Origin of the sequence: Nodularia sp. LEGE 04288 (assembly GCF_963896525.1) — a bacterium.
GTDB lineage: Bacteria > Cyanobacteriota > Cyanobacteriia > Cyanobacteriales > Nostocaceae > Nodularia.
This window is the reverse complement of sequence record NZ_CAWQOY010000107.1, coordinates 1-22,351: the sequence shown is the minus strand read 5'-3', so window position 1 is coordinate 22,351 and position 22,351 is coordinate 1. Positions and strand designations below refer to the sequence as shown.

Annotated in this window: 20 protein-coding genes; 10 read left to right on the top strand and 10 right to left on the bottom strand. The window is 41.9% G+C overall.

Annotation, left to right across the window (positions count from 1 at the left end; all coding sequences use genetic code 11):
• Window positions 1–108 precede the first annotated feature (108 nt).
• The 5 genes from AACX33_RS11920 to galT all read left to right on the top strand — a co-directional run bounded on the left by AACX33_RS11920 (window position 109) and on the right by galT (window position 5,315).
• The gene (locus tag AACX33_RS11920; RefSeq protein ID WP_227789037.1) at window positions 109–303 is read left to right on the top strand and encodes a hypothetical protein; all 195 of its coding nucleotides are present in this window, start codon (window positions 109–111) and stop codon (window positions 301–303) included.
• A gap of 567 nt (window positions 304–870) precedes the next feature.
• On the top strand, window positions 871–1,095 hold the full coding sequence (locus AACX33_RS11915) for a hypothetical protein (protein WP_227789036.1): 225 nt from the start codon (window positions 871–873) through the stop codon (window positions 1,093–1,095).
• Between the two features lie 240 nt (window positions 1,096–1,335).
• Entirely contained in the window at window positions 1,336–1,740 is a 405-nt protein-coding gene (locus tag AACX33_RS11910; protein ID WP_227789035.1) for a response regulator, read from the top strand.
• Window positions 1,741–2,376: 636 nt separating this feature from the next.
• Window positions 2,377–4,236: a glycoside hydrolase family 2 protein gene (locus AACX33_RS11905; RefSeq protein WP_227789034.1), complete on the top strand. Its 1,860-nt coding sequence runs from the start codon at window positions 2,377–2,379 to the stop codon at window positions 4,234–4,236.
• Window positions 4,215–5,315: a galactose-1-phosphate uridylyltransferase gene (gene galT / locus AACX33_RS11900; protein ID WP_227789033.1), complete on the top strand. Its 1,101-nt coding sequence runs from the start codon at window positions 4,215–4,217 to the stop codon at window positions 5,313–5,315. The genes AACX33_RS11905 and galT overlap by 22 nt, the downstream gene beginning before the upstream one ends.
• A 185-nt stretch (window positions 5,316–5,500) precedes the next feature.
• On the opposite strand, the gene AACX33_RS11895 is transcribed toward galT, so the two are convergent.
• Together AACX33_RS11895 and AACX33_RS11890 are read right to left on the bottom strand one after the other, a co-directional pair.
• Window positions 5,501–6,103 carry a HEPN domain-containing protein gene (locus AACX33_RS11895; protein WP_227789032.1) on the bottom strand — a complete coding sequence of 201 codons (603 nt, stop codon included), beginning with the start codon at window positions 6,101–6,103 and terminating at the stop codon, window positions 5,501–5,503.
• A 10-nt stretch (window positions 6,104–6,113) separates the two neighbouring features.
• Complete coding sequence (locus AACX33_RS11890; protein WP_227789031.1) at window positions 6,114–7,148, bottom strand: ParA family protein; 1,035 nt, start codon at window positions 7,146–7,148, stop codon at window positions 6,114–6,116.
• 420 nt (window positions 7,149–7,568) lie between these two features.
• Here AACX33_RS11890 and AACX33_RS11885 point away from each other — a divergent pair, with 420 nt between their 5' ends.
• Complete coding sequence (locus AACX33_RS11885) at window positions 7,569–8,678, top strand: M24 family metallopeptidase (protein WP_227789030.1); 1,110 nt, start codon at window positions 7,569–7,571, stop codon at window positions 8,676–8,678.
• An 81-nt stretch (window positions 8,679–8,759) separates the two neighbouring features.
• On the opposite strand, the gene psaB is transcribed toward AACX33_RS11885, so the two are convergent.
• On the bottom strand, window positions 8,760–10,988 hold the full coding sequence (gene psaB, locus AACX33_RS11880; protein WP_227789029.1) for a photosystem I core protein PsaB: 2,229 nt from the start codon (window positions 10,986–10,988) through the stop codon (window positions 8,760–8,762).
• A gap of 570 nt (window positions 10,989–11,558) precedes the next feature.
• Complete coding sequence (locus tag AACX33_RS11875) at window positions 11,559–11,801, bottom strand: hypothetical protein (RefSeq protein ID WP_227789028.1); 243 nt, start codon at window positions 11,799–11,801, stop codon at window positions 11,559–11,561.
• Window positions 11,802–12,233: 432 nt separating this feature from the next.
• Here AACX33_RS11875 and galK point away from each other — a divergent pair, with 432 nt between their 5' ends.
• The 4 genes from galK to AACX33_RS11855 all read left to right on the top strand — a co-directional run bounded on the left by galK (window position 12,234) and on the right by AACX33_RS11855 (window position 15,895).
• Window positions 12,234–13,313 (top strand): galactokinase, encoded by a 1,080-nt coding sequence (gene galK, locus AACX33_RS11870; RefSeq protein WP_227789027.1) that lies wholly within the window; start codon window positions 12,234–12,236, stop codon window positions 13,311–13,313.
• Window positions 13,303–13,680: a signal peptidase I gene (locus AACX33_RS11865; protein WP_227789026.1), complete on the top strand. Its 378-nt coding sequence runs from the start codon at window positions 13,303–13,305 to the stop codon at window positions 13,678–13,680. The genes galK and AACX33_RS11865 overlap by 11 nt, the downstream gene beginning before the upstream one ends.
• A 289-nt stretch (window positions 13,681–13,969) precedes the next feature.
• Window positions 13,970–14,779, top strand: coding sequence for a phytanoyl-CoA dioxygenase family protein (locus AACX33_RS11860; RefSeq protein WP_227789025.1), 810 nt, complete (start codon window positions 13,970–13,972; stop codon window positions 14,777–14,779).
• Window positions 14,780–14,878: 99 nt separating this feature from the next.
• On the top strand, window positions 14,879–15,895 hold the full coding sequence (locus AACX33_RS11855) for a glycoside hydrolase family 43 protein (protein WP_227789024.1): 1,017 nt from the start codon (window positions 14,879–14,881) through the stop codon (window positions 15,893–15,895).
• 317 nt (window positions 15,896–16,212) lie between these two features.
• Here AACX33_RS11855 and AACX33_RS11850 read toward each other — a convergent pair whose 3' ends face one another.
• The 6 genes from AACX33_RS11850 to AACX33_RS11825 all read right to left on the bottom strand — a co-directional run.
• The gene (locus tag AACX33_RS11850; RefSeq protein ID WP_339406525.1) at window positions 16,213–16,356 is read right to left on the bottom strand and encodes a hypothetical protein; all 144 of its coding nucleotides are present in this window, start codon (window positions 16,354–16,356) and stop codon (window positions 16,213–16,215) included.
• Window positions 16,357–16,603: 247 nt separating this feature from the next.
• Window positions 16,604–17,488, bottom strand: coding sequence for an isoaspartyl peptidase/L-asparaginase family protein (locus AACX33_RS11845; protein WP_227789023.1), 885 nt, complete (start codon window positions 17,486–17,488; stop codon window positions 16,604–16,606).
• A gap of 12 nt (window positions 17,489–17,500) precedes the next feature.
• Window positions 17,501–19,216, bottom strand: coding sequence for a GTPase HflX (gene hflX, locus AACX33_RS11840; RefSeq protein WP_227789022.1), 1,716 nt, complete (start codon window positions 19,214–19,216; stop codon window positions 17,501–17,503).
• A 249-nt stretch (window positions 19,217–19,465) separates the two neighbouring features.
• Window positions 19,466–20,314: an MBL fold metallo-hydrolase gene (locus AACX33_RS11835; RefSeq protein ID WP_227789021.1), complete on the bottom strand. Its 849-nt coding sequence runs from the start codon at window positions 20,312–20,314 to the stop codon at window positions 19,466–19,468.
• Window positions 20,315–20,384: 70 nt separating this feature from the next.
• Window positions 20,385–21,371 (bottom strand): UDP-glucose 4-epimerase GalE, encoded by a 987-nt coding sequence (galE, locus tag AACX33_RS11830; protein WP_227789020.1) that lies wholly within the window; start codon window positions 21,369–21,371, stop codon window positions 20,385–20,387.
• 110 nt (window positions 21,372–21,481) lie between these two features.
• Window positions 21,482–22,351: SDR family oxidoreductase (locus AACX33_RS11825; protein WP_227789019.1), on the bottom strand; the 870-nt coding region annotated here is incomplete at its 5' end.

Genomic DNA, 22,351 nt, shown 5'->3' with positions numbered 1-22,351 from the left:
ATATGTACGGAATGGTACAGATGAACTCCAGCTTTTAGATTTAAATTTAAAGAGCAAGGTTGATTGTAATACAGTTTGTTCATCTGATTTTTACCTGGGGAAATTACTATGATGTTCAATATTGATGAATATGTACTAAATCCCAAAACTGGACAGGTAGGTAAAATTATTGGTTACGGACATGAAATCATCAACAATGTATATACCATAACGCTGAAAGTCTTAATAGCTGAACCTGACAATTCTTCCAAGAAATTATTAGTATTGGAGGATACAATTTCAGCATGGAGTCTGATATCATAGCTTAATAGTTCTAATTATTGAGAAGCCAAAAAATGCACATTGTCTTCTTAATTTTTTCATCTGGTAACTAAAGAAATTCACTTTTGACTACAACGTTAACTAGAACTGATTAATCCAATCTTTCGGACTTGGCTGCTGGTTTAATTGAAAAAACCCCATCAATTTTAACTGATGGGGTTTTTAGGGTGAACATCCCAAAGTCGAAGATACATATTTCATGAAGCCGTAAGAACCTGATTCCACAGTTAGACAGAAAAGATATATTTGCCAAAGTGGGATGATCCCTTTTTAGGTTTATGTTTGATACAAAAATCATACTGCTTAAATTCACTTATTCCAAGATAAATAGTATTTTCCATATTATTTTTTCAGTCTATTCATCAAGTATTTAAATGTGAAATTTTTAATTTATCAAATATACAGAAATATTCACCTCTAGGTATATGTTCTACAAGTTAAATTTTAAACCAATGACAGAGCAAGTTTTGAAACTAGCGACAGAGAATGAGCTAATTGTTTAAGAGCTAAAACGTTAGATAGCCCCTATTAAAAAACAAACAAAAAATAATGACTACAAATGTTTTGGCAGTGCCTAAGTTTAGTAAAGGTCAGGAAGTGAAATTTATCGGTGGTATAGGCATTATCAAAAACTACCGACCAGAGTCACATAATTGGGTTTATCTGGTGGCGATGCCTATGAAACTAGAGCCAAAAATAGATAGGGTTGGCTATGAAACCATGATCTGGCTATCTGAAGCAGATATATCTTCACTAATGGAGAGTTTTGAATAAATTGCTAGCGCCACCATCAGCACCCAATTCCGATAGAACCGAGTTTTTTGTTTTTTCAAGTACCCTGATTGAACTTCGCATGAATAGAAATCAAGCGATTCCTACTTCACTGAGTCTTGCCTAAATTGCTCCAGGTTTTATGAATTAGGCTACGGTTTAAACTCAATTAGAGTAGGCATCTTGGGCTTAACGTACATTCCTGTTACATTGCTAGCAGAACCCCATAAAATATTATTGGTTATGCAACCTCTTTTTTCACTTGCTGGCTTAACCATTCTCGTAGTTGAGGATGATGATGATAGCCGCTTTTACGTTACTACTGTGTTAGAAGCAGATGGCGCTAATGTTGTAGCAGTTCCATCGGCAGTAGCAGCATTGAAAGTGCTACCCGAATTACAACCCGATGTCTTAATTAGTGATATAGGTATGCCTGGGGAAGATGGCTACAGCTTGATTCGCAAGATACGTATGCTACAACCCAATATTGGCGGACGAGTTCTAGCTATTGCTTTAACCGCCTATGGCGATCGCGAGAGTTGTTGTCACGCTTTAGAATCGGGTTTTCAGACTCATGTATCTAAACCAGTTGAATCAGAAGAATTAGTTGAGATTGTCGCTAATTTGGCTGCTTCTTGTAATTGGTAATTATGGAAAGCTTATCCAGTCTGTGTAGGAATTACAAACAAACCTACTTCTTACTCCCTATTCTCTTCTTCCACAACAGCATCGCCTCAACTTCTTCTAGTAACAAATGCTCCCTAACCCTAAGAGAAGAGGCAAGGGAACATCCCAATTTGGCAAAATTAGGCTTACCTGTTTTTTTTGGCGAAGGTATTGCTTCTATAACCTAATTTTAGTGATTTTTCTTTTGCTTGCTAATGCTTATTGGCTAATACATAAATTTAAAAAATAAATGCACTTAAACAATTCCTGTAAATAAAACTTTCAGGAATACTACTTTATTGTGTAACAGATTTATAATATTTAATATCTACCTAAACTCAAGGCTTTTTTTCTAGCTCACCTGAAAAAAATTGGTGATGTATGTGTCATAATGTCACGAGTTAGAAGCGGACAAACTTATTCTCATACCCCAATATCTCAAGTGTCGAAGTTAACAGTCATTCTTACGAAACAATACAATACGACTAACTTGAACCGACCAATAAATGACCTGATAGAAACTGATACAAACTCATGCTATATCTGGCAATCCAATATTTTTGTCTAAATTTAACCTATAGCAAGGGTTGATTTTGTTATAAATAGCGAGGAAATTTAATGACTTTGTTGGATTTGAAGAATCGTGAGTTTGAATTACCCTCTAAAGCTGATAGTAATTTTTTAGACTCAAAAGCAACTGGACACCCCCGACCATTGTTAAAACGCTCGCACTGGCAAAGTTTAAATGGGCTGTGGAAATTCGCATTTGACGACCAAGGAAAATGCTCCCAACCCAGTGATTGTAGTCAATGGTCTGATTATATAGAAGTTCCCTTCGCGCCTGAATCTACCAAAAGTGGGATTGGCGATCTGGGTTTTCATCCAAACTGCTGGTACGAGCGGGAATTTGAAACCCCGGCTGGGGACGGCAGATTACTATTACATTTTGGCGCTGTGGACTATCGCGCTCGTGTATGGGTAAATGATCAATATATAGCCGAGCATGAAGGCGGACATACCTCTTTCAGCCTCGATATTACTCATGCCTTAAATGACAGTGGGACAACGAAGGTAACAGTATGGGCGCAAGATGATCCGCACGACCTCGCCAAACCCCGTGGGAAGCAGGATTGGCAGTTGAAACCGCACAGTATTTGGTATCCCCGCACGAGTGGGATTTGGCAAACTGTTTGGTTGGAAAGTGTCGGTGCGACTTATCTCGGTCATCTGCGTTGGATGCCCGACTGTGAACGTTGGGAAATTGGGTTTGAAGTTGGGCTGGCTGGTGATGTACTGACTTCGGATGTACAAATCAAAGTAAAACTGAGCGTTGACGGTCGGGTGTTAGCCAGAGATACCTACGAAGTGTTCAATGGGGAGATTAGCCGCCGGATTACTCTAGGTGATCCAGGTATTGACGACTGTCGCAATGAGTTACTGTGGAGTCCAGAAAAGCCGACACTGATAGATGCCCAAGTTCAGCTATGGTACAAAGACCAGCTGCTAGATGAAGTGCAATCTTATACAGCGATGCGAACTGTCAGCATCCAGCGCGATCGCTTTATGCTCAACGGTCGTCCCTACTATCTCCGGCTAGTTCTCGACCAAGGCTATTGGCCGGATACATTAATGACTCCCCCCAGTGATGAAGCATTACGCCGTGATGTAGAACTCGTCAAAGCTATGGGTTTTAACGGAGTCCGCAAACACCAAAAAATTGAAGACCCTCGCTTTTTATATTGGGCAGACGTTTTGGGGTTGTTAGTATGGGAGGAGATGCCGAGCGCCTACCGCTTTTCACCGAAAGCTGTGGAACGCATGACCCGTGAGTGGACAGAAGTGATCAAGCGAGATGTGAGCCATCCGTGTATTGTGGCATGGGTGCCATTTAATGAATCTTGGGGAGTGCCAAATTTAGTGGAGACGGCGGCTCATCGCAACTACGTGTTAGCAATGTATCACTTGACCAAAACTCTTGATCCGACTCGTCCAGTGATTGGTAATGATGGTTGGGAAAGTACTGATACCGACATCCTCGCTATTCACGACTACGAAACTAACCCTGAGCGGTTAGCTCATCGCTACAGACCTGATGTAAAATTATCGGATCTGTTTGAGCGCAGTCGTCCTGGGGGACGTATCCTCACCTTGGATAACTATCCTCATCAAGGACAACCAGTGATGCTGACTGAGTTTGGCGGTATTGCTTATGCTCCTTTGGATATGCCCGATGCAGATCAAGCTTGGGGATATGAGCGCTGCTTCAATATCTCTGAGCTAGAAATGAAGTACGCGGCTCTGCTGCAAACGGTCAACGATATTGAGCTATTGAGCGGATTTTGTTACACGCAACTTACAGATACCTTCCAAGAAGCTAACGGTTTATTGTACGGCGATCGCACACCGAAATTTCCCATCGCAGCGATCCGATGTGCAACTCTCTCAGGACAAGGATTATGTACTCCCACAAGCTGTTAAAGCCCGACGGACGTAAACTCAAGTTATACAGTCGCTACCCAATTACTAGTCAGTTACAAGCTACTAGTCCTAGTAACGAGCCAGTACAAGCCAATCCCCATCTGCGCTGGCATCCCTTGCGTGGGGAATGGGTAGCTTATGCCAGTCACCGTCAAGGGCGGACATTCATGCCGCCCCCAGAATATAATCCCCTCGCACCTACCATCAACCCTGAGTTTCCGACGGAACTACCTCAAGGTAAGTATGATGTGGCAGTATTTGATAACCGCTTTCCCTCAATGATTCCTACAGCCAAGAATCCACCGGATACCATCGTGGAAACGTTACCTGCTAATGGAGCCTGTGAGGTAGTGGTTTTTACTCAAGATGCTCGTGCTTCCCTCAGTTCGTTGGAGTTGGGACATCTAGATTTGCTGTTGTCAGTGTGGGGCGATCGCACCAGCGAACTGGGAGCCAATCCCCAAATTCAGTACGTGCTACCGTTTGAAAATAAGGGTGTAGAAGTCGGTGTAACTTTGCACCATCCCCACGGACAAATTTACGCCTATCCGTTTATACCACCTGTTCCGGCACGGATGTTGGAGATGCAACAGCAGTATTATCAGCAACATCAGCGCGGATTATTGCAAGATTTGATTCAACAGGAGATGGCTGACAACCAGAGGATTATTTATCAGGATGAAGATGCGATCGCCTTCGTTCCCGTGTGCGCTCGTTACCCCTACGAAGTTTGGATTGCTCCCATACAACCAGTGAGTAATTTCATGGAACTTACCCCAGAACAACGTCGGGGACTTGCCAAGGCCTTAAAAACCGTGACTCTCAAGTATGACGGCTTGTGGAATCGCCCGTTTCCTTATTTAATGGCTTGGTTTCAAGCACCAACGGACGGGTTAGCGCATCCCGAAGCGCATTTACACGCCCAGTTTTATCCCCCATATCGCACCAGTGACAAGCTGAAGTATTTGGCAGGAACAGAACTGGCAGCTGGAATATTTGCTAATGATGCTTTACCAGAGGAGAAGGCGAAGGAGTTACAGGCGGTGAGTGTAAACATCGAAATACCAGTTTCGGTATAACGGGAAAATAGGTAAACCAAAACAAGCACATCTCGTAATGGATGTGCTTGTTGTTCAGAAAAAAACCAAAATCAAAATTTACACAGGTTGATTTGACGCAAGAAAATAAATTAGGAAACTCAAGGAAAGTAGCAAATATTTATCTATAATAAATAACCTTATTTTATGCCAAGAGAATTTATACATCACCAAATTACAACTATATTATAAATAGTTTGAATATGTTGCTTCATACCCGTATCTGTAACTTCTACAATATATTTTAATAACGCATCAACATCCTTGATAGCTTTAGCTGTAAGTCTAACTCTTCCGGTTGGTGTTTGTGTCCAAGAATTGGCAGGAATAGGAAAGCCATGTGCAAAACTGTGTCTTACTTGCAGAATCTCGTTTAGCATCTGTCGAGTGGCTAGTGCATTTATGTTTCTGGTTGACCAAACCCAATCATTTATAGGATCGTAACCAGTATATTGAACCAAAAGATTACGAGAATTATCTGCATTTGGCGTATTAAATTGTTTGAGCGAACGTTCCGCTGCATTTTTCGCAAGCGAATGTACAGCATAAAACTGAGGATCTAAAGGGTTTGCTGTTACATCAAAAAAGTTGCGAACAAGTTCTTCAATATAAGTTTCCCATCCTGCTACAAACATTGCTAAAGCTGAATGGTAATAGATTTGAGTGTGACTATTTAATATTGGACGTAAGCGAATATCTGTAGCAGTCTCACGTAGGATACGAGCCTTCTGAGCCACTAAATTATATTTTAATACTGCTGGTGATGGCACGGTGATACTCTCAAAGATAATTTACAAACTCTTCAAGTGCATCTCGATACCTCTGTAATGGCTCTGGATTTAATTGCACTCGCTGCTCACCAATTTTTTTTGGTCCTGGTTTAAGTTTATGTAAGGGTGTACCAGTTGTTGCAGCAACTACACAAGCACTGTGATAATCTGGAATTTCAATGAAATTTTGGCTTGGTAAGTCTTTGGGATTAGCAAAAATATGACGATTTTTGTTATGTATATCATCCATAGTTTTTTTAATAATTTTATTCACAGCTATAAATGCAGAGGCAGCTTTACCTTCATACATAGTTACCCTATTACTCACAAATGTATGTAATTTTGGTACAGATAAGCCTTCATCTTTTGCACGTTTTGCAAAACTAATTCGCGCATACGCAGCAGTATTAGGATCGCTGATACCATATAGAAGTGCAACCACATTTTCAATTGCACGACGCGAACTATCATCAGCAGTGAATGGGACAACTACACCATCTGCTGCAACTAAACCAAGCTGTGTATATACAGCGAAGCTGGGGTTACAATCAATTAAAAACAGAGTATCTCGCTCACCACTATGTGTACGCAGAGCAACTGTTAAATCTCTAATCCAACTCAGCACCTGTTTCCAAGCATCTATTGGTATTTGCAGTTGAGAAGTTTGCCGAATTGCTTCAGAAATTATTTCTAAAAGATTGTCTCCACATATAAGCCTCAGATTTTCTGGAATTTGCGGATTGAATTCTTTCGGCTCACATACATAAGGAGATACATCTGGAATCATTCGGAAGGGCGAGTTAAGACGTGCTTCCAGGTAGCCGGCTACTGTCGCACGGGGTGTCTTACTACTTAAAGAATGTAGAGCTTCAGGACTTTTGAGATATCCCCCTAATAAAGTTTCCGAAACATTAGCTTGCGGACACAGATCAATCACATAAACATCTGTATCGGGGTGACGGTGAGCATATTCAGAAGCAGCGACAAAGCAAAGAAAGCTTTTTCCTACTCCGCCTTTGTTGTTCCAAAAAGCATACGAACTCATTTGTTAAATTCCTTGTTTTGGTAAAATAATGCCTACAGGTATGAGAAGTCCTGGGAAAGTTTTACCTCTATTGTTACAAAACTAAGTTGATAAAATTGTTATTTTAACTCAACCACCAAATTATCTTAGGGTAAAAAATTATATTATAATAAATTGGAGATGTAATCAATGTTTTACAACTGAGTGAGTGGTAAAACTACTTTATTAGCTTTTTAGTGTCGATTAACCTTCAAAGCGGGTATAGGTAGAAATATTGTCTTGCCTGAAAATTACTTAAATAAAAAACTACTTAGACACGTAGGAGACAGAGGAAAGAGACTAAAGGTATTTGTACAAGGAAACCTCAGTTCAAAACCTCAGACAGACGCAGACAGATGCAGATGAATTAGATAATTATCTGTAACTATCTGTGTTTTTTCTATGAGCGAAGAAGTCTCGACGAAACTGGGGTTAATTAGGGAAACTCTCTCTCAAACTGAGATGAATGGTTTGCGGTTGCGAGGTACAGATTGGTTTGCTTGGGCTACTGCTGGCGCTTCTAACACCGTACTGCTGACTGCTGAAACTGGGGTAGCAGAAGTTTTAGTTACAGGTCAAGATGCGTGGATATTGACAGATGAAATTGAAGCCCAGCGCCTACAAGATGAAGAATTACCACATAATTTTAAGCTGCACATTAACCCTTGGGCTGATCCTACTGCTCGTGAGACTTTTGTCCGTGATGCTACAGATGGAGGTAAAATTATTAGCGATGTCTGCGACAACGCGAAGCGCCATCGCCCCACTTCACAAAAGCAACCAATACCCCACTCTCTACAACAATATAAACGCGTATTATTGCCAACTGAGTTAGAAAGATATCGCCAAGTTGGACAAAAAGCCAGCGCCGCCATGACAGAAGTGCTACAAGCTGCTCAACCTACCTGGACAGAGTATCAATTAGCTGGTGCGGGTGCAGAAGCCTTGTGGGCGAGAGGTTTACATCCAGCCCTGACATTGGTGGCTGGTGAGAGGCGTTTACCTTTATATCGTCATGCTACACCCACGGAGGAAAAAATTGGCCGGCAAGCAATGCTGGTATTTTGTGCGAGAAGATATGGTTTGTATGCTAACCTCACAAGATTTGTTTGTTTTGGTCGCCTTTCAAATGATCAAGCCCAATTACATCATCATGTCCGCGAAATAGAAGCTCACGCACTGTCTTTGTGTCAACCTGGAACTACTCTCGACACAATTTATCATGCTCTAGCTCAAGCTTATGAACAGCATGGTTTTGCTGATGCTATCCGCCAACACCACCAGGGAGGGACTACAGGATATTTAGCGCGAGAAATTGTCGCCAATCCACTGACAAAAGACTTTTTAACAGAAAATATGGCGATCGCCTGGAATCCCAGTTTAACAGGCGCTAAGGTTGAAGATACTTTTGTCATTCTCAAGGATGGAAACTTAGAAAATCTAACTTTTGACCCCAACTTTCCTAGTGTTGAAGTAGCAGGAAGATTGCGTGCAGTGCCTTGGGAAATTTAAGTCAAGTTTCATAAAAAAATCCCCCTTTATACTGTTAGGTGAAAGGGGGACGATAACTAAAGTCAGAGGATATCAAAATTTTTAATTGAATTTACCAGCCGTTGAGGCTATTAGGAATGCTCCATAGGTAAGGATGTAACCAACAGTAAAGTGAGCCAGACCAACTAACCAACCTTGAACAATAGATAGAGCAACAGGCTTATCTTTCCAGCGCACTAAATTAGCTAGTGGAGTGCGTTCGTGCGCCCAAACAAGAGTTTCAATTAACTCTTGCCAGTACCCACGCCAGCTAATCAAGAACATGAAACCGGTTGCCCAAACTAGGTGTCCAAAGAGGAACATCCAAGCCCAAACAGACAAATTATTTGTGCCGTAGGGGTTGTAACCGTTAATTAACTGAGCGGAGTTAGCCCAGAGGTAATCACGGAACCAACCCATGAGATATGTAGAGTTTTCGTTGAACTGAGCAACGTTACCTTGCCAAATTCCTAGATGCTTCCAATGCCAGTAAAAAGTTACCCACCCCAGAAGATTTAACATCCAGAAGATAGCCAGGTAAAAAGACTGTTCCCAAGAAGAAGTTTGGCAAGTACCGCCACGACCAGGGCCATCACAAGGAAAGGTGAAGCCAAAGTCTTTCTTATCAGGCATCAGTTTGGTACCACGGGCATCCAACGCCCCCTTGACACAAATCAGGGTGGTAGTATGCAGACCTAATGCGATCGCATGGTGGACTAAAAAATCACCAGGGCCGATGGTCAAGAATAGAGAGTTAGTGCCGGAGTTAATTGCCTCTAGCCAGTTTGGCAACCAAACGTTAGCGTGGTTTGGCCAAGCTGTATAAGCAATGCTATCTGGGTTAGATAATAAAGTATCCATCCCATAGAGCAATTTACCGTGAGCAGATTGGATGAATTGAGCAAACACCGGCTCAATCAAAATTTGCTTTTCAGGAGTGCCAAAGGCAACCACAACATCATTGTGAACATACAATCCCAGGGTATGGAAGCCTAAGAAAAGAGACACCCAACTCAAGTGAGAGATAATCGCTTCTTTATGCTGGAGTACCCGATCAAGGACATTACCTTTATTTTGTTCTGGGTCATAGTCTCGTATCCAGAAAATGCCAGCATGGGCAAACGCGCCAATCATAAAGAATCCGGCAATATACTGGTGATGGGTGTACAGCGCCGCCTGTGTTGTGTAGTCCTTCGCTATGAAGGCGTAAGGCGGTAGCGAGTACATATGTTGCGCCACTAACGACAGTGCAGTACCCAGTGCTGCCAGGTGTATAGACAACTGAAAATGCAGGGAGTTGTTGTAAGTATCGTACAGCCCATGATGCGGTAAATTAAACTGACCTTCAGTTTGGATGCCAAAGAATTGTTTGGCGTTAAGCATCTCTTTGATACTATGACCAATCCCGAAGTTAGTCCGGTACATATGACCGGCGATGATAAAGATAACTGCGATCGCTAAATGGTGATGAGCCATATCAGTTAACCACAGCGACTCTGTTTGGGGATGGAAACCACCCAAAAAAGTCAAAATTGCAGTTCCTGCACCTTGGGATGTCCCAAATATATGCCCAGATGTATCGGGATTTTGGGCGTACACACCCCAATTACCTGTCCAGAATGGTGTTAAACCTTCTGGGTGAGGTAAGGTAGTGAGAAAATTATTCCATCTCACATGGATACCGCGAGATTCGGGGATAGCAACGTGAATCAAGTGACCAGTCCAAGCCAAGGCGCTGACACCAAATAAACCAGCTAAGTGGTGATTCAAACGAGGTTCAGCACTCTTAAACCAAGACAAGCTAGGACGGTACTTCGGTTGCAAGTGCAGCCAACCTGCGAACAAGAACAATGCAGCTAACAACAACAGAAAAATTGAACCTTGGTAGAGGTCACTGTTTGTCCGCATCCCAATGGTGTACCACCAGTGGTAGACACCGGAGTAAGCAATATTCACTGGATAGTTAGCACCACCTTGAGTAAAAGCATCTATTGCAGGTTTACCAAAGTGGGGGTCCCAAATTGCATGGGCAATTGGGCGAATATGTAGTGGATCTTTAATCCACTGTTCAAAGTTACCTTGCCAGGCTACGTGGAACAAGAGACTTGATGCCCATAGAAAAATGATTGCTACATGACCGAAATGAGTAGCGAAAATCTTTTGGTAGAGATTTTCCTCAGTCATGCCATCATGACTTTCAAAATCATTTCCTGTAGCCATCGCATACCAGATGCGACGCGTAGTCGGATCTTGAGCCAAATCCCGGCTAAATTTAGGATATTTTGTGGCCATGTATTCTACTCATATCCTCCTTAAACGCTCATGTAAATTGCTAGTTTGATGAGCCTGCAAATGTTTGCAATTGAATCAACATCCTTTCAGCCTGCAAATGAAGGTCAAGGCTAATAGCCAAATTTGGCTATTTTTAGGATAAAACACCCTATAAATGATGAGACTTACATCATTAGGCAGGATAATGTGATTCATTTGCCTAAAGTTAATAAACAAATTAATAACTACAATAAACAAATTAATAACTAATACTTCCATCTAACTACAGATGGATTTTCATTGTTTAATAAGTCTGTAGTCTTGAACACATTCCTGCTGCTTGATACAGCCAATACCATTTTTCTGCTAAAACGAGATGAAGCTTTCACAAAAATTGTATTGATTGATAAATAATATTAAGCCAAAACTTACATAAACTTTGGTCAGCTATCATGCAGAAAACCTGCCTTAGTTATTTGTCAGGTGGCTTAACTGAATCTCTGGCATCATTTTCAACCGGATAGATTAGCGGCCAATTCTTGTTCGTTGCTTTCTTTTTACTCGTGTATGTTAATCTTGAATAAAATCACATTAAGGGTTGATAATTCCGTAGTAAATAGCAGCAACAAATAAGAAAGCAGTCAATATAACCAGAATAAAGCCATAAACTAATCGCTTATAGGGTGAATATTGATTAGTTCTGACATTATCTTTTTGTAACTGAGTCATAGGCTGAGATTTACTAGGATTTTGATAATTTATCTGAGCAGGTGTGTTTTCTATTGATGGAATGTTATTGGCTGTTTCTCTAGTTTGAGTCTCTTTCGGTAGCATATAACCTTGGCACCATTTTTTGAGGCTTTGCTACCATATTTTCTAATATTTACTCATCATTACATCATTCTTGAGAATTACCTTATATCGAAGTTATGGTCTGTTAAAAGATTTAAATAATATCAATTTATATTGTGATCATCAATACTTTCTATGAAAATATAAAAAATCTATTTCTTAATTTTTACATTTTTTATATAGCATTTCCTAGTCTAATCAAGTACAACAATATCTGCGTCCATCTGCGTTTAATTATTACTGCTTGTACCTGACTTAATTGGGAATTGCTATATAAATTTAGGATATTCAATTAATGTAAAATATAAGTGGTAAAAGAAATAATACTATAAAAGAATAATCACCTATTTTTTCAAGATTTCAACCTATAGAAAGATGTGCAGTATTTGAGTATTTTAGTGTCATAAAACAATTATGGATTTTCAACAAATATTTGATAAACCACCTCAAACTCAAGCGATCGCACCAGGAAGGGTAAACTTACTTGGTGAACATACTGATTACAATGATGGCTTTGTCCTGCCAACAGCGATTCCTCAGCAGACAACGGTACAGCTAAGTTTCAGCGATGATGGAGAACATCATTTTTATTCGGAAAATCTTCAAGAGCGTGTGAGTATTTTAGACATTAATCATCCCCCTTCTGGATTCGCAAGTTATATTTTTGGCTGTATTGAGGAGTTGAAACAAGCAGGATACACCATTCCGGCGCTGAATGTGTACGTCCAATCCTCAGTTCCTATCGGTGCTGGTTTATCCAGCAGTGCAGCTTTGGAAGTAGCAACACTCAGAGCAATTCGCCAACTTTTAAATCTCTCAATTGATGACGTAGAAATTGCCCAACTTGCCCAACAAGCAGAAATTCATTATGCGGGCGTACAATGCGGCATCATGGATCAAATGGCTTCTAGCCTTGCTGACACTCAACATATTTTGTTTTTAGATACCCGAACTCTAGAACGTCGTGTACTACCTTTCCCCAGCAAAACCACGATTTTAGTTATAGATAGCGGTGTACCCCGCACCCTAGCAACTAGCGGGTATAACCAACGTCGGGATGAGTGTCAGGAGGCGGCGCAATTATTGGGAGTCGAGGCACTACGAGATATCACTGATGCTAAAGTTACAGAAACATTACCAGAACCATTAAACCGTCGCGCTCGTCATGTGGTGACAGAAAATAACCGTGTCTTAGAAGTTTTGCAGGGAGTAACACCTGAGCGTTTTGGCGAGTTGATGAACGCATCTCATACTAGTTTACGTGATGATTATCAAGTTTCCGTACCAGCATTAGATACATTGGTAGAAATTTTACAGAACACCGCAGGCGTATTTGGTGCAAGGCTGACAGGTGCGGGTTTTGGAGGGGCTTGTGTGGCGTTGGTAGCATTAGGTGAAGAAAAAGCTGCAACTCAAGTTCTTGAACAATACAACAATGCAGGTTATGCAGGGCGAATTTTAGTTCCTGAGTTAGAGGTGAGTGATGCAGCCTAAAGTTATTTTTGGCAATGCAGCCAGCGAAGGTGCGAGTCGCTGGGGTTGGTTTGTGGGACACTTTATCACCCCAGATGATGATTTGCGCTCAACCACAGCATTAGAAATAAAATGGGGTCTTCATAAAGCCGGAGAGAGTAGAACCGAGTGGGCTGTAAATAATCAAGCCGCTACTCTTTCTATCTTGATTAATGGTCAATTTTGCCTTCAGTTTGAGGATAGAGAGATTACTTTATCTCGTGAGGGTGACTATGTGCTGTGGTGTGCGGGTGTGCCGCATTGTTGGATTGCTCAGTCTGACTGTACTATTCTGACAGTGAGATGGCCGTCAACTCCAAATGATAGTGTAGCAGTGCAGTCTAAATAAGGAGTAGGGAGCAGGGATAAAAATAATTCTAGTATTCAATCTTTAATTCACTCCATAACAGCTATTCGTAGCTCTTTATCTACCAATTTATTCATATTTTTATCGCTAAACAAACTAATACATCATCCAGCTTTAATTTATGACTTATTAACAAAAAATGTTATGCTAATTAACATTATAAATGTCAAACTAATACGCTATTATCGATAAGCAATTACCAAAAAATTCTGTGAGAGCCTGATTTAAATTAGGCTCTCAAGCCATTTATGTATGAAAGAGGTTAAGAAAAATGCTTCAAGGTATAGGCGGTATAGCTAAATATTCAGCTACCGACCTAGATAGATTTGCTCAAGAACTGAATCGAGACGGAATTTGTGTGATTCCTCATGTTTTTGAGCAAAAATTGATTGATGAGTGGTTAGAAGCTTTTGAAAAGTTATTTTACGAACGTCAAAATCAACCAGGGGGGTTGGCTCCCCGTGAAATTGCCCGCTACTATCTGACATTGCCTTGGATTTACCCATTCGCTAATGAATTAGTTTTTGCTAACCCAGTGATTATGGGTGTCCTAGAGCGTGTGTTTTACCAAGAATACGTAATGGTTCAGTTAGGGGTTGATGTCCCGTTCCAAGGTTCAGATTATCAGGAAATCCATCGGGACTTTCGCCCATTGTTTTGCGATTCCATAGTTACACCACTTTACGCCCTAGCAGTCAACTTTCCCCTTGTGGAAGTAACCGCAGAAAACGGCCCGTTTCAAATGGCGCGTGGAACCCATCTGCTACCACGAGAAGAGGGGCTACAAAAGATTGCTACTGGTGAAATTCCTCTAGAATCTTTTTATATGCAGCCAGGTGACGTGATGATGCGATCGCCTTTAGCACTGCATCGAGGTTCCCCAAATCGGACTAACCAGCCAAGACCGATGATAGTCATGGGCTATGGTATGCATTGGTTACACACACCAAAGGTAGATTTGACTCTCCCACAAGACTATTATGATAGCCTCCCAGAAGAATTAAGGCAGATGCTGCGGTGTCAGGTAGTAGAAAGCTTACCTAAGAACAAAGTCGAAACTTACGTGAATTTCAAATACTAGCCCAATTGGTAATAGTCTTCTTTGTGTCTTTGTGTTGAAAAATGGCTTGATTGACCACAGAGGCACAAATACACGAAGCAAAATCTATACATAATTGAAATGCAAACCTATACTAATCCGGTCTACCAAGGTTATTTTGCTGATCCCTTTGTTTGGCAATACCAGGGCGTATATTATGCCATCGGCACTGGTGCAGCAGAAGCTGAAGGAACGGTAGACGAAGTAGCCTCCGACTTAAACGTAGACCTCACTCACAAATCGCGTGTCTTTCCTCTATTACGTTCCTTTGATTTCTGCAATTGGCATTTTGTGGGTAACGCACTGTTGCGACCAGACCCAGCCCTTGGGGATAATTTTTGGGCCCCCGAAGTTGCTTACAGTGATGGACAATTTTACCTCTACTACTCTGTAGGTCATAAAGACAAGAAACATCAGTTGCGTGTGGCTACAAGCGATACTCCGTTAGGGCCTTATCAAGATGTTGGCGAACCACTTCTAGATCCAAATTCCTGTCCCTTTGCCATTGACCCGCACCCGTTCCGTGATGACGATGGACAGTGGTATTTGTTTTACGCCCGTGACGTTCTGGATATATCGGATGATTTACGTGTTGGCACAGCATTGTTTGTAGACAGACTCCAAACCATGACCAAACTTACTGGTGCGGAAAAAGTCGTTTTGCGTGCGCGATCTGATTGGCAACGGTTTTTAGCCAACCGTTTAATGTACGGTGAAATCTATGATTGGCATACCTTAGAAGGCCCCTGTGTCCGTAAGTATCAAGGTAAATACTACTGCTTTTATAGTGGTGGACGCTGGGAAACGGAGAACTACGGTGTAGACTATGGCGTTGCTGACAACGTGATGGGACCTTACTCTGATACAGGCAACGAAACCAGCCCCCGTGTGCTAAAGTCAGTTCCTGATTTTGTGAGAGGGCCGGGACATAACTCTATTGTGGTAAGTCCAGATGGTAACACTGAATATATGGTCTACCATGCTTGGACAAATAACATGGATAAGCGGCAAATTTGTTTAGACAAACTGATATGGACACCCGAAGGTCCACGTTGCCAAGGCCCTACCTGGACACCGCAGACCATTACTAGCTATTGAATTTAACGGTACTTAAATATTATTGTACGGGCTATTATTCTCTGATCAAAAGCTACTTAACGAGTGTGCCATTTAACTCAGCCTTTCCAATCCTTTATTCTGTAAATTATGCTCGATTTGCTGCATTTCTTCGATTGTTCTTACTGAAATAATACTGGATATTTCAGTATAAAATTTTTCATGTTTACTTTTTTCTATAGCAGATAAGATGATCAAATTCTGGCGTTCTAGTTCTCGCTTAAAGGTCATGAGAATTGATTCTAATGAACCAACTATGCGGTAATTACTACAGTATTTAGCTACTTCTTTTCCCAACCCTAATAAGGTATGACGTTGTAAGCAAAGCGGAGTTGAGCCGTTGACTCGTTGGTGTAACTAAAGCCAAAATATTCCTGCCAGTAATCCACCAGCAACTTTGGCGGTTGATTAATTACAATTCCTGGAATAGCATTACCCAACACAGCAAGGTTTTTCCAAGGTTCTTTTTGGAAAATTTTCTCGTAGGAAGTTTTGGTAGTTTCACTACTGCCGACTTACTTAAAGTATTTTTTCGTGTTCGGGTAGGTAGCCCAACTAGCAGTTGCAGGATAATTGAGAATGAACGCATAACCCCCATCAGTGATGTCTTCAGCAAACAGATCAGAAAAAGAACTCCCTTGAAAGTAATGAAAGTTGTATTTTGAGTTCATATCTAAAGTGATTGCTGAATTATTTTTTGGTAAACACGGCTGTCCTGTCCATTTTTTCGGTCATATAAGCAATTGCCATATCCTGGGAGTTATACGCCCAGCCCACTCGTCCTTGAGGATCTAGAAGAATGCACCCAGCCTCTCCTTTAACTTTAGATTTCAAAGTGTCAATTGCCATCTGAGCCGCTTCATCTGGGTGTCTGTCTCCAACCAGAAAATCAATCGCTGTTTTAGCCAGAACTACGGGAATGATTGACTCGCCATCGCCTGTTGTTGAACAAGCGCCGAATTTGTTATCCGCGTATAAGCCACAGCCAATCAGCGCAGTGTCACCAACGCGACCAGATTGCTGGTTCGTAGTGCCACCAGTTGAAGTGCCAGCTGCTAAGATGCCACTAGAATCTAAAGCTACACAGCCTACGGTGTTCGGACGATCCACAACTTCTTGATCCTGCTTCCACTGCTTCCACTGCTGCCACTGTTCGTCAGCTATCAAGTCTTCTTTTCTACACATTTCGGCTTTGCAGTCTGCGGCAAAGCGTTCTGCGCCCCGCGCCACTAGCAGCCTGGGTTTTTCATCCATAATCTTCCGTGCTATGGAGATGGGATGACGGATGCCCTGAACCGCTGCAACTGCTCCCCAACTCAAAGAGCCTTCCATCATCGCCGCGTCTAGCTCTACCTCTCCGTCGCCGTTGAGAGTTGCGCCCAGACTGGCGTTAAATGTCTGGTCAGCTTCCAGAACTCGAATAGCTGCTTCAACAGCTTCTGAGGCAGTACCGCCACTGAGTAGCACTGTCCAACCAGCTTCTGCTGCTGCTGTGCAGCCTGCATGGTTGGCTGCAACTTTATCTTCGGAGATGGTTTTTGCTCCACCGTGAACAATGATGCTTGGTATGATCATAATTTCCTCTAGTTAGTATGAATTTTGCGGGACTGCAATTGCCTCAACGGGTTCGTCTATCAGTTGCAGCGATGGGCTACGCCCTACCGTAGGTAATCGCATCTTTAAGGTCTCTAAACCCAAGCCCTTACTTGCTGAGATAAACACAGCCTGGGGATACTCTTGTTGAACTTTAGCCAAAGTTTCGCTATCTACTTGGTCAATCTTATTAAATGCAATTAAACCTTTCTCCGGAATTGCAGACATTTCTTCAAGTATTTCTTCCACACTAGCAATGTGACTTTCCCAAGCTGGGTGGGATAAATCTACAACATGAAGCAAGGCATCAGCCTCAATTACTTCTTCAAGTGTGGCGCGAAATGCGTCTACAAGTTGTGGTGGTAGTTCGTGAATAAACCCTACGGTGTCTGTGAGCAAAATTGTTTTGCGTTCTTGAGTTTCTGACTCTGTAATTACTACTTTGCGCGTTGTGGGGTCGAGGGTGGCAAATAGTTGGTCTGCGGTGTAAACCTCAGCTTTAGTTAACACATTTAGCAAAGTTGATTTACCAGCATTGGTATATCCTACTAATGCCACAACCGGAATTTCTTGCTGTTGTCGCTGTTGTCTAATACGAGCGCGATGTGCTTGTAATTGGTCTACTTCTTGCTGTAGTTGGGCAATTCGTCGTTTAATTGTCCGCCGTTCTGTCTCTAGCTTAGTTTCACCTGGACCCCGTGTCCCAATCCCTGCACCTAATCTAGACATTTCCTGACCGCGACCACGTAGCCGAGGTAGCATATATTCGAGTTGTGCCAATTCTACTTGTAATTTACCCTCTTGAGTGCGAGCGCGTTGAGCAAAAATATCTAAAATTACCTCTGTGCGGTCAACAACTCGAATCCCAATTTCATTCTCCAAATTGCGGGCTTGAGATGGAGAAATATCTTGGTCAAAAACAACTATATTAGCTCCTAACCTTTGAGCCAAAAGGTTGATTTCTTCAACTTTTCCTTTACCAACAACTGTTTGCGGATGAGGATGACTACGTTTTTGTCGCATTGTGTCTAATACAATTCCCCCAGCACTATCTACCAGACGTGCTAGTTCTGCCAGTCCGTCTTCAAATCTTTGGGCAGAAATATCATCTGTGTGTAATCCTACGAGCAGCACTTTATCCTGATCTGAAATAATTTCTTGAGATAAAAATACTCCGCCTCCTGCTTCGGAAATGTCTCTTTCCCATTCTTTCACTAAGTCGCTAAATTCTTGTTCGCTTAAATCAGCCAAACTTAGGGGAGGTGAAACTATCCAAGGTGTTTCTAAATCGGGGACAATATAGGCTAAGAAAACATCTTGGATTTGGCTATCAATCACGCTTAACATGATTAGAGCATCTAAGTGCTGGCGTGCCATTGCAACCAATGCTGCTGTATCCGGAGCTTCTGTTTTAAATTGAGTAGCAATGCAACGAACTCGACTCAAGCGTTCTGCACTATGGCGAGGTAGTTCTGGGGCTGGGATTTGGGTTTGATTTGGTGTTCCTACCGCCACTCGGATAATCTGTCCATGCCGATTAATATAACAACAAATTGGGTGATGGATTGTTGTACTAATTGCAGCTAAGGTTTGAGCAAATTCTACCGTAATGAATCTATCTGCTGGTTGATGTTCTTCATAAAGCTGCTGTAATTTTTTCAGATGGCTGGACTTTACCCCTTGAGTGTTGCCATATATTTTTTTTTGCATAAGACTAATATTTTATGATGATTAAAAATGATTTAATTTATATTTATCTTTTTTGGATTGAGGATTAATCTACCAAGCGAAACAAGTCAATAACTTTGTTATCTATACCAAAAGAAAGCCTATTGCGTATTATTTAAAAATGCAGACTAAATTATTTGACTAAGTAGAAAGGCTTAATTATTTGTCAGACGTGTAATTCCCTTAATCAAGCATTTAACCCCTGACCAGCATGGGTTACTAAATTATTTACTATGAAACTGTAAATGTGTAAGTGTCGCCGTGGTTGAGGTATTGGAGATGATTATCTAACCCGGCTTGAGCGATCGCCTGCTTAAAGTCCTCAAGGGCTGACTTGAAAACTGTATAATCATTGAAATGAATTGGTATAGCTGTGCGCGGAGCAATAATTTGAATAGCCTGTACACCTTGCTTGGCATCCATTGTCAGCAAGATACCAAAAGCCTTTGTCCCGCCCAAATGTAGTAAAGCTAGGTCAATATTTGGATATCGTCGGGGAATTTCGTAAAGTGATTGGTGGATGAGGGTATCGCCAGTAATGTAGAGGCGAAACTTAGTTTCTGCATTGGGTGTCTGAAACTCCAACATACTACCCATGACAGGCGGTAGCAACGCTTTTAATATACTAGGCCCATGTATTCCAGGCATGGCAGTGATCCGCAAAGTAGCATCGCCTTTGACAACTGTGATTGTTTCCCAGGTTGTGAGAGCTTGAGGTGAGTGAAAACCTTTTTGTTTAAGGTCTGCGGCTGCGTGATGTGTCGTGATGATAGGTAGATTTTTATCAAGTTTTTCTGCTGCTATGCGATCAAAGTGATCATCGTGCATATGGGATAGTAGAACAAAATCTAACGGCGGTAACTGCTCAATATCTAAGGCTGGGTCAGTGAGGCGCTCTGAATGTATACCATAACCTAAATGTACATGATCGCCTCGGTGGAGAAAGTTAGGATCGGTAAGAATTGTAAAGCCTGCATAGCGTAGCAGCACAGTTGCAGTACCGATGAAAAAAATCGAACCACTGTCAAAGTTTGCTGTTGTGCCGTCTGCGGGTAGAATAAGTCTTTTTGCATCCTCCATGATGTACTTTGTTCCTATTACTACAATTAAGCTTTAAGTTGCATAGGAATTGGTATAAGTTGGCAATTATCTACTTATGTCGCTTTTGATGCCATTGCCAAGCGTGGGTAATGATTTCATTTAAGTTTGGGTATTGAGGTTGCCAACCCAATGTTTTACGTGCTTTATCACTACTACCAACTAAAATTGGTGGGTCACCTGGTCGGCGATCGCGCTCTATAATTGGGATATCTTTACCAGTTACTTCCTTGGCAGTTTCTATTACTTCTCTGACTGAAAAACCATTACCATTGCCTAGATTAAATACTTCACTTTCTCCCCCATCTAGCAAATACTGCAAACCCAAAATATGAGCTTGTGCTAAGTCATTAACATGAATATAATCGCGGATACAAGTACCATCTGGGGTAGGGTAATCAGTACCGAAAATAAAAATGGATTCGCTTTTACCTAAAGCAGTCAGTAACACTAGGGGGATGAGGTGAGTTTCGGGAATGTGGTCTTCGCCCAGCAATCCATTGGGGTCAGCACCTGCGGCGTTAAAATAGCGGAAGCTGACAGATTTGAGATTGTAGGCGTGATCAAAATCTGACAAAATTCTTTCTACCATCCATTTGCTAGTTGCATAGGGACTAATGGGGTTTTGAGGATGGTCTTCGGTAAGAGGAATAAATTGCGGTATACCATAAAGAGCGCAAGTAGAAGAAAAGATAAATTTATTCACGGAAGCCGCCAACATTGCTTCTAAAAGCGTCAAAGTGCCGACAACATTATTACGGTAATATTTGGCTGGGTCGTTGACAGATTCACCCACAGCAATGTAAGCAGCAAAGTGCATTACCGCCGCTATATTATTTGTAGAAAAGATGCTGTCGAGAAGAGACCGATCGCTCATATCACCAACAATCAGCTTTACCTGCAAAACTTGTTCTACAATTTCTTGATGCCCGTTTGATAAATTATCTAGAACAATAACCTCATAACCTGCGTTTTTCAGAGCTAATACTGCATGGGAGCCAATATATCCTGCTCCTCCTGTGACTAAAATTGTTGACATAATTAAAGATTGGGGATTGAGGACTAGTACCGCCGTGATTAGGGGACGGGTGGGGACACCCATCCCACAAGAAAATTTGTCATGTTTTTTTATTTGGAAGTACCTAAACCCTAGCTTCTATCATCGAAGTAACGAGAAATAGCACTGTCAAGACAAGGCATTAATTCACCGCGATCGCTACCGAGTACGCTATAAGTTGGACGTTGAGCAATTAAACCAAGTTCTAGGGTAGGAAGCGCAATTAAACTGCTGACACTGACACCGGCTTGTTTTGCCGCTACCCTTGCTAAGTTAGCCCAGCTGATACCTGCGGACGCACTTTTATTAGCTAAGTGCCACAAACCGCTTTCACCATCAATTAATAAATCTAGGCTAGCATGGACAAGATCCGGTATATAGGTAGGTGAAACAACGGCATCCTCAGCCGCAACAAAACTATTACCAGCACTGAGTTCACGTAGGGCGATGGTAACGAAGTTATACTCATCCCAGGGGCCGAAAAATGCGCTGGTGCGAATCACTAGGGATGCGGGATAAGCCTGCAATACCAGCTTTTCTGCCATAACTTTACTGCACCCATAGACATTGAGCGGGGCAACGGTATCAGTTTCCACATAAGGGTTAATCACAGCCCCATTAAATACTAAATCTGAGGAAAATGTTAACAGTGCTGCGTTATATTGAGCGCAAGCAGTAGCTAAAATTTCTGCCCCTTCAGTATTGACTTTGAGGCAAATATGGGGTTCTCGCTCCGCATCGTCTACTCGCACATATCCAGCCGCATTAACAACTGCCCAAGGCTGCAACTCAGTAAAAACCGCATTAACAGAGGCAGTATTGGTAATATCCATTTCTTGGCGTGTCAGTAAGCGATAGGTAATGCCTCGCACTTCACACAACCGCGCAAACGCTTTTCCTAATGTTCCTCTAGCTCCAACGATCGCTAAAGGACGAGTAAGTTTTTCCCCACTCCCCACTCC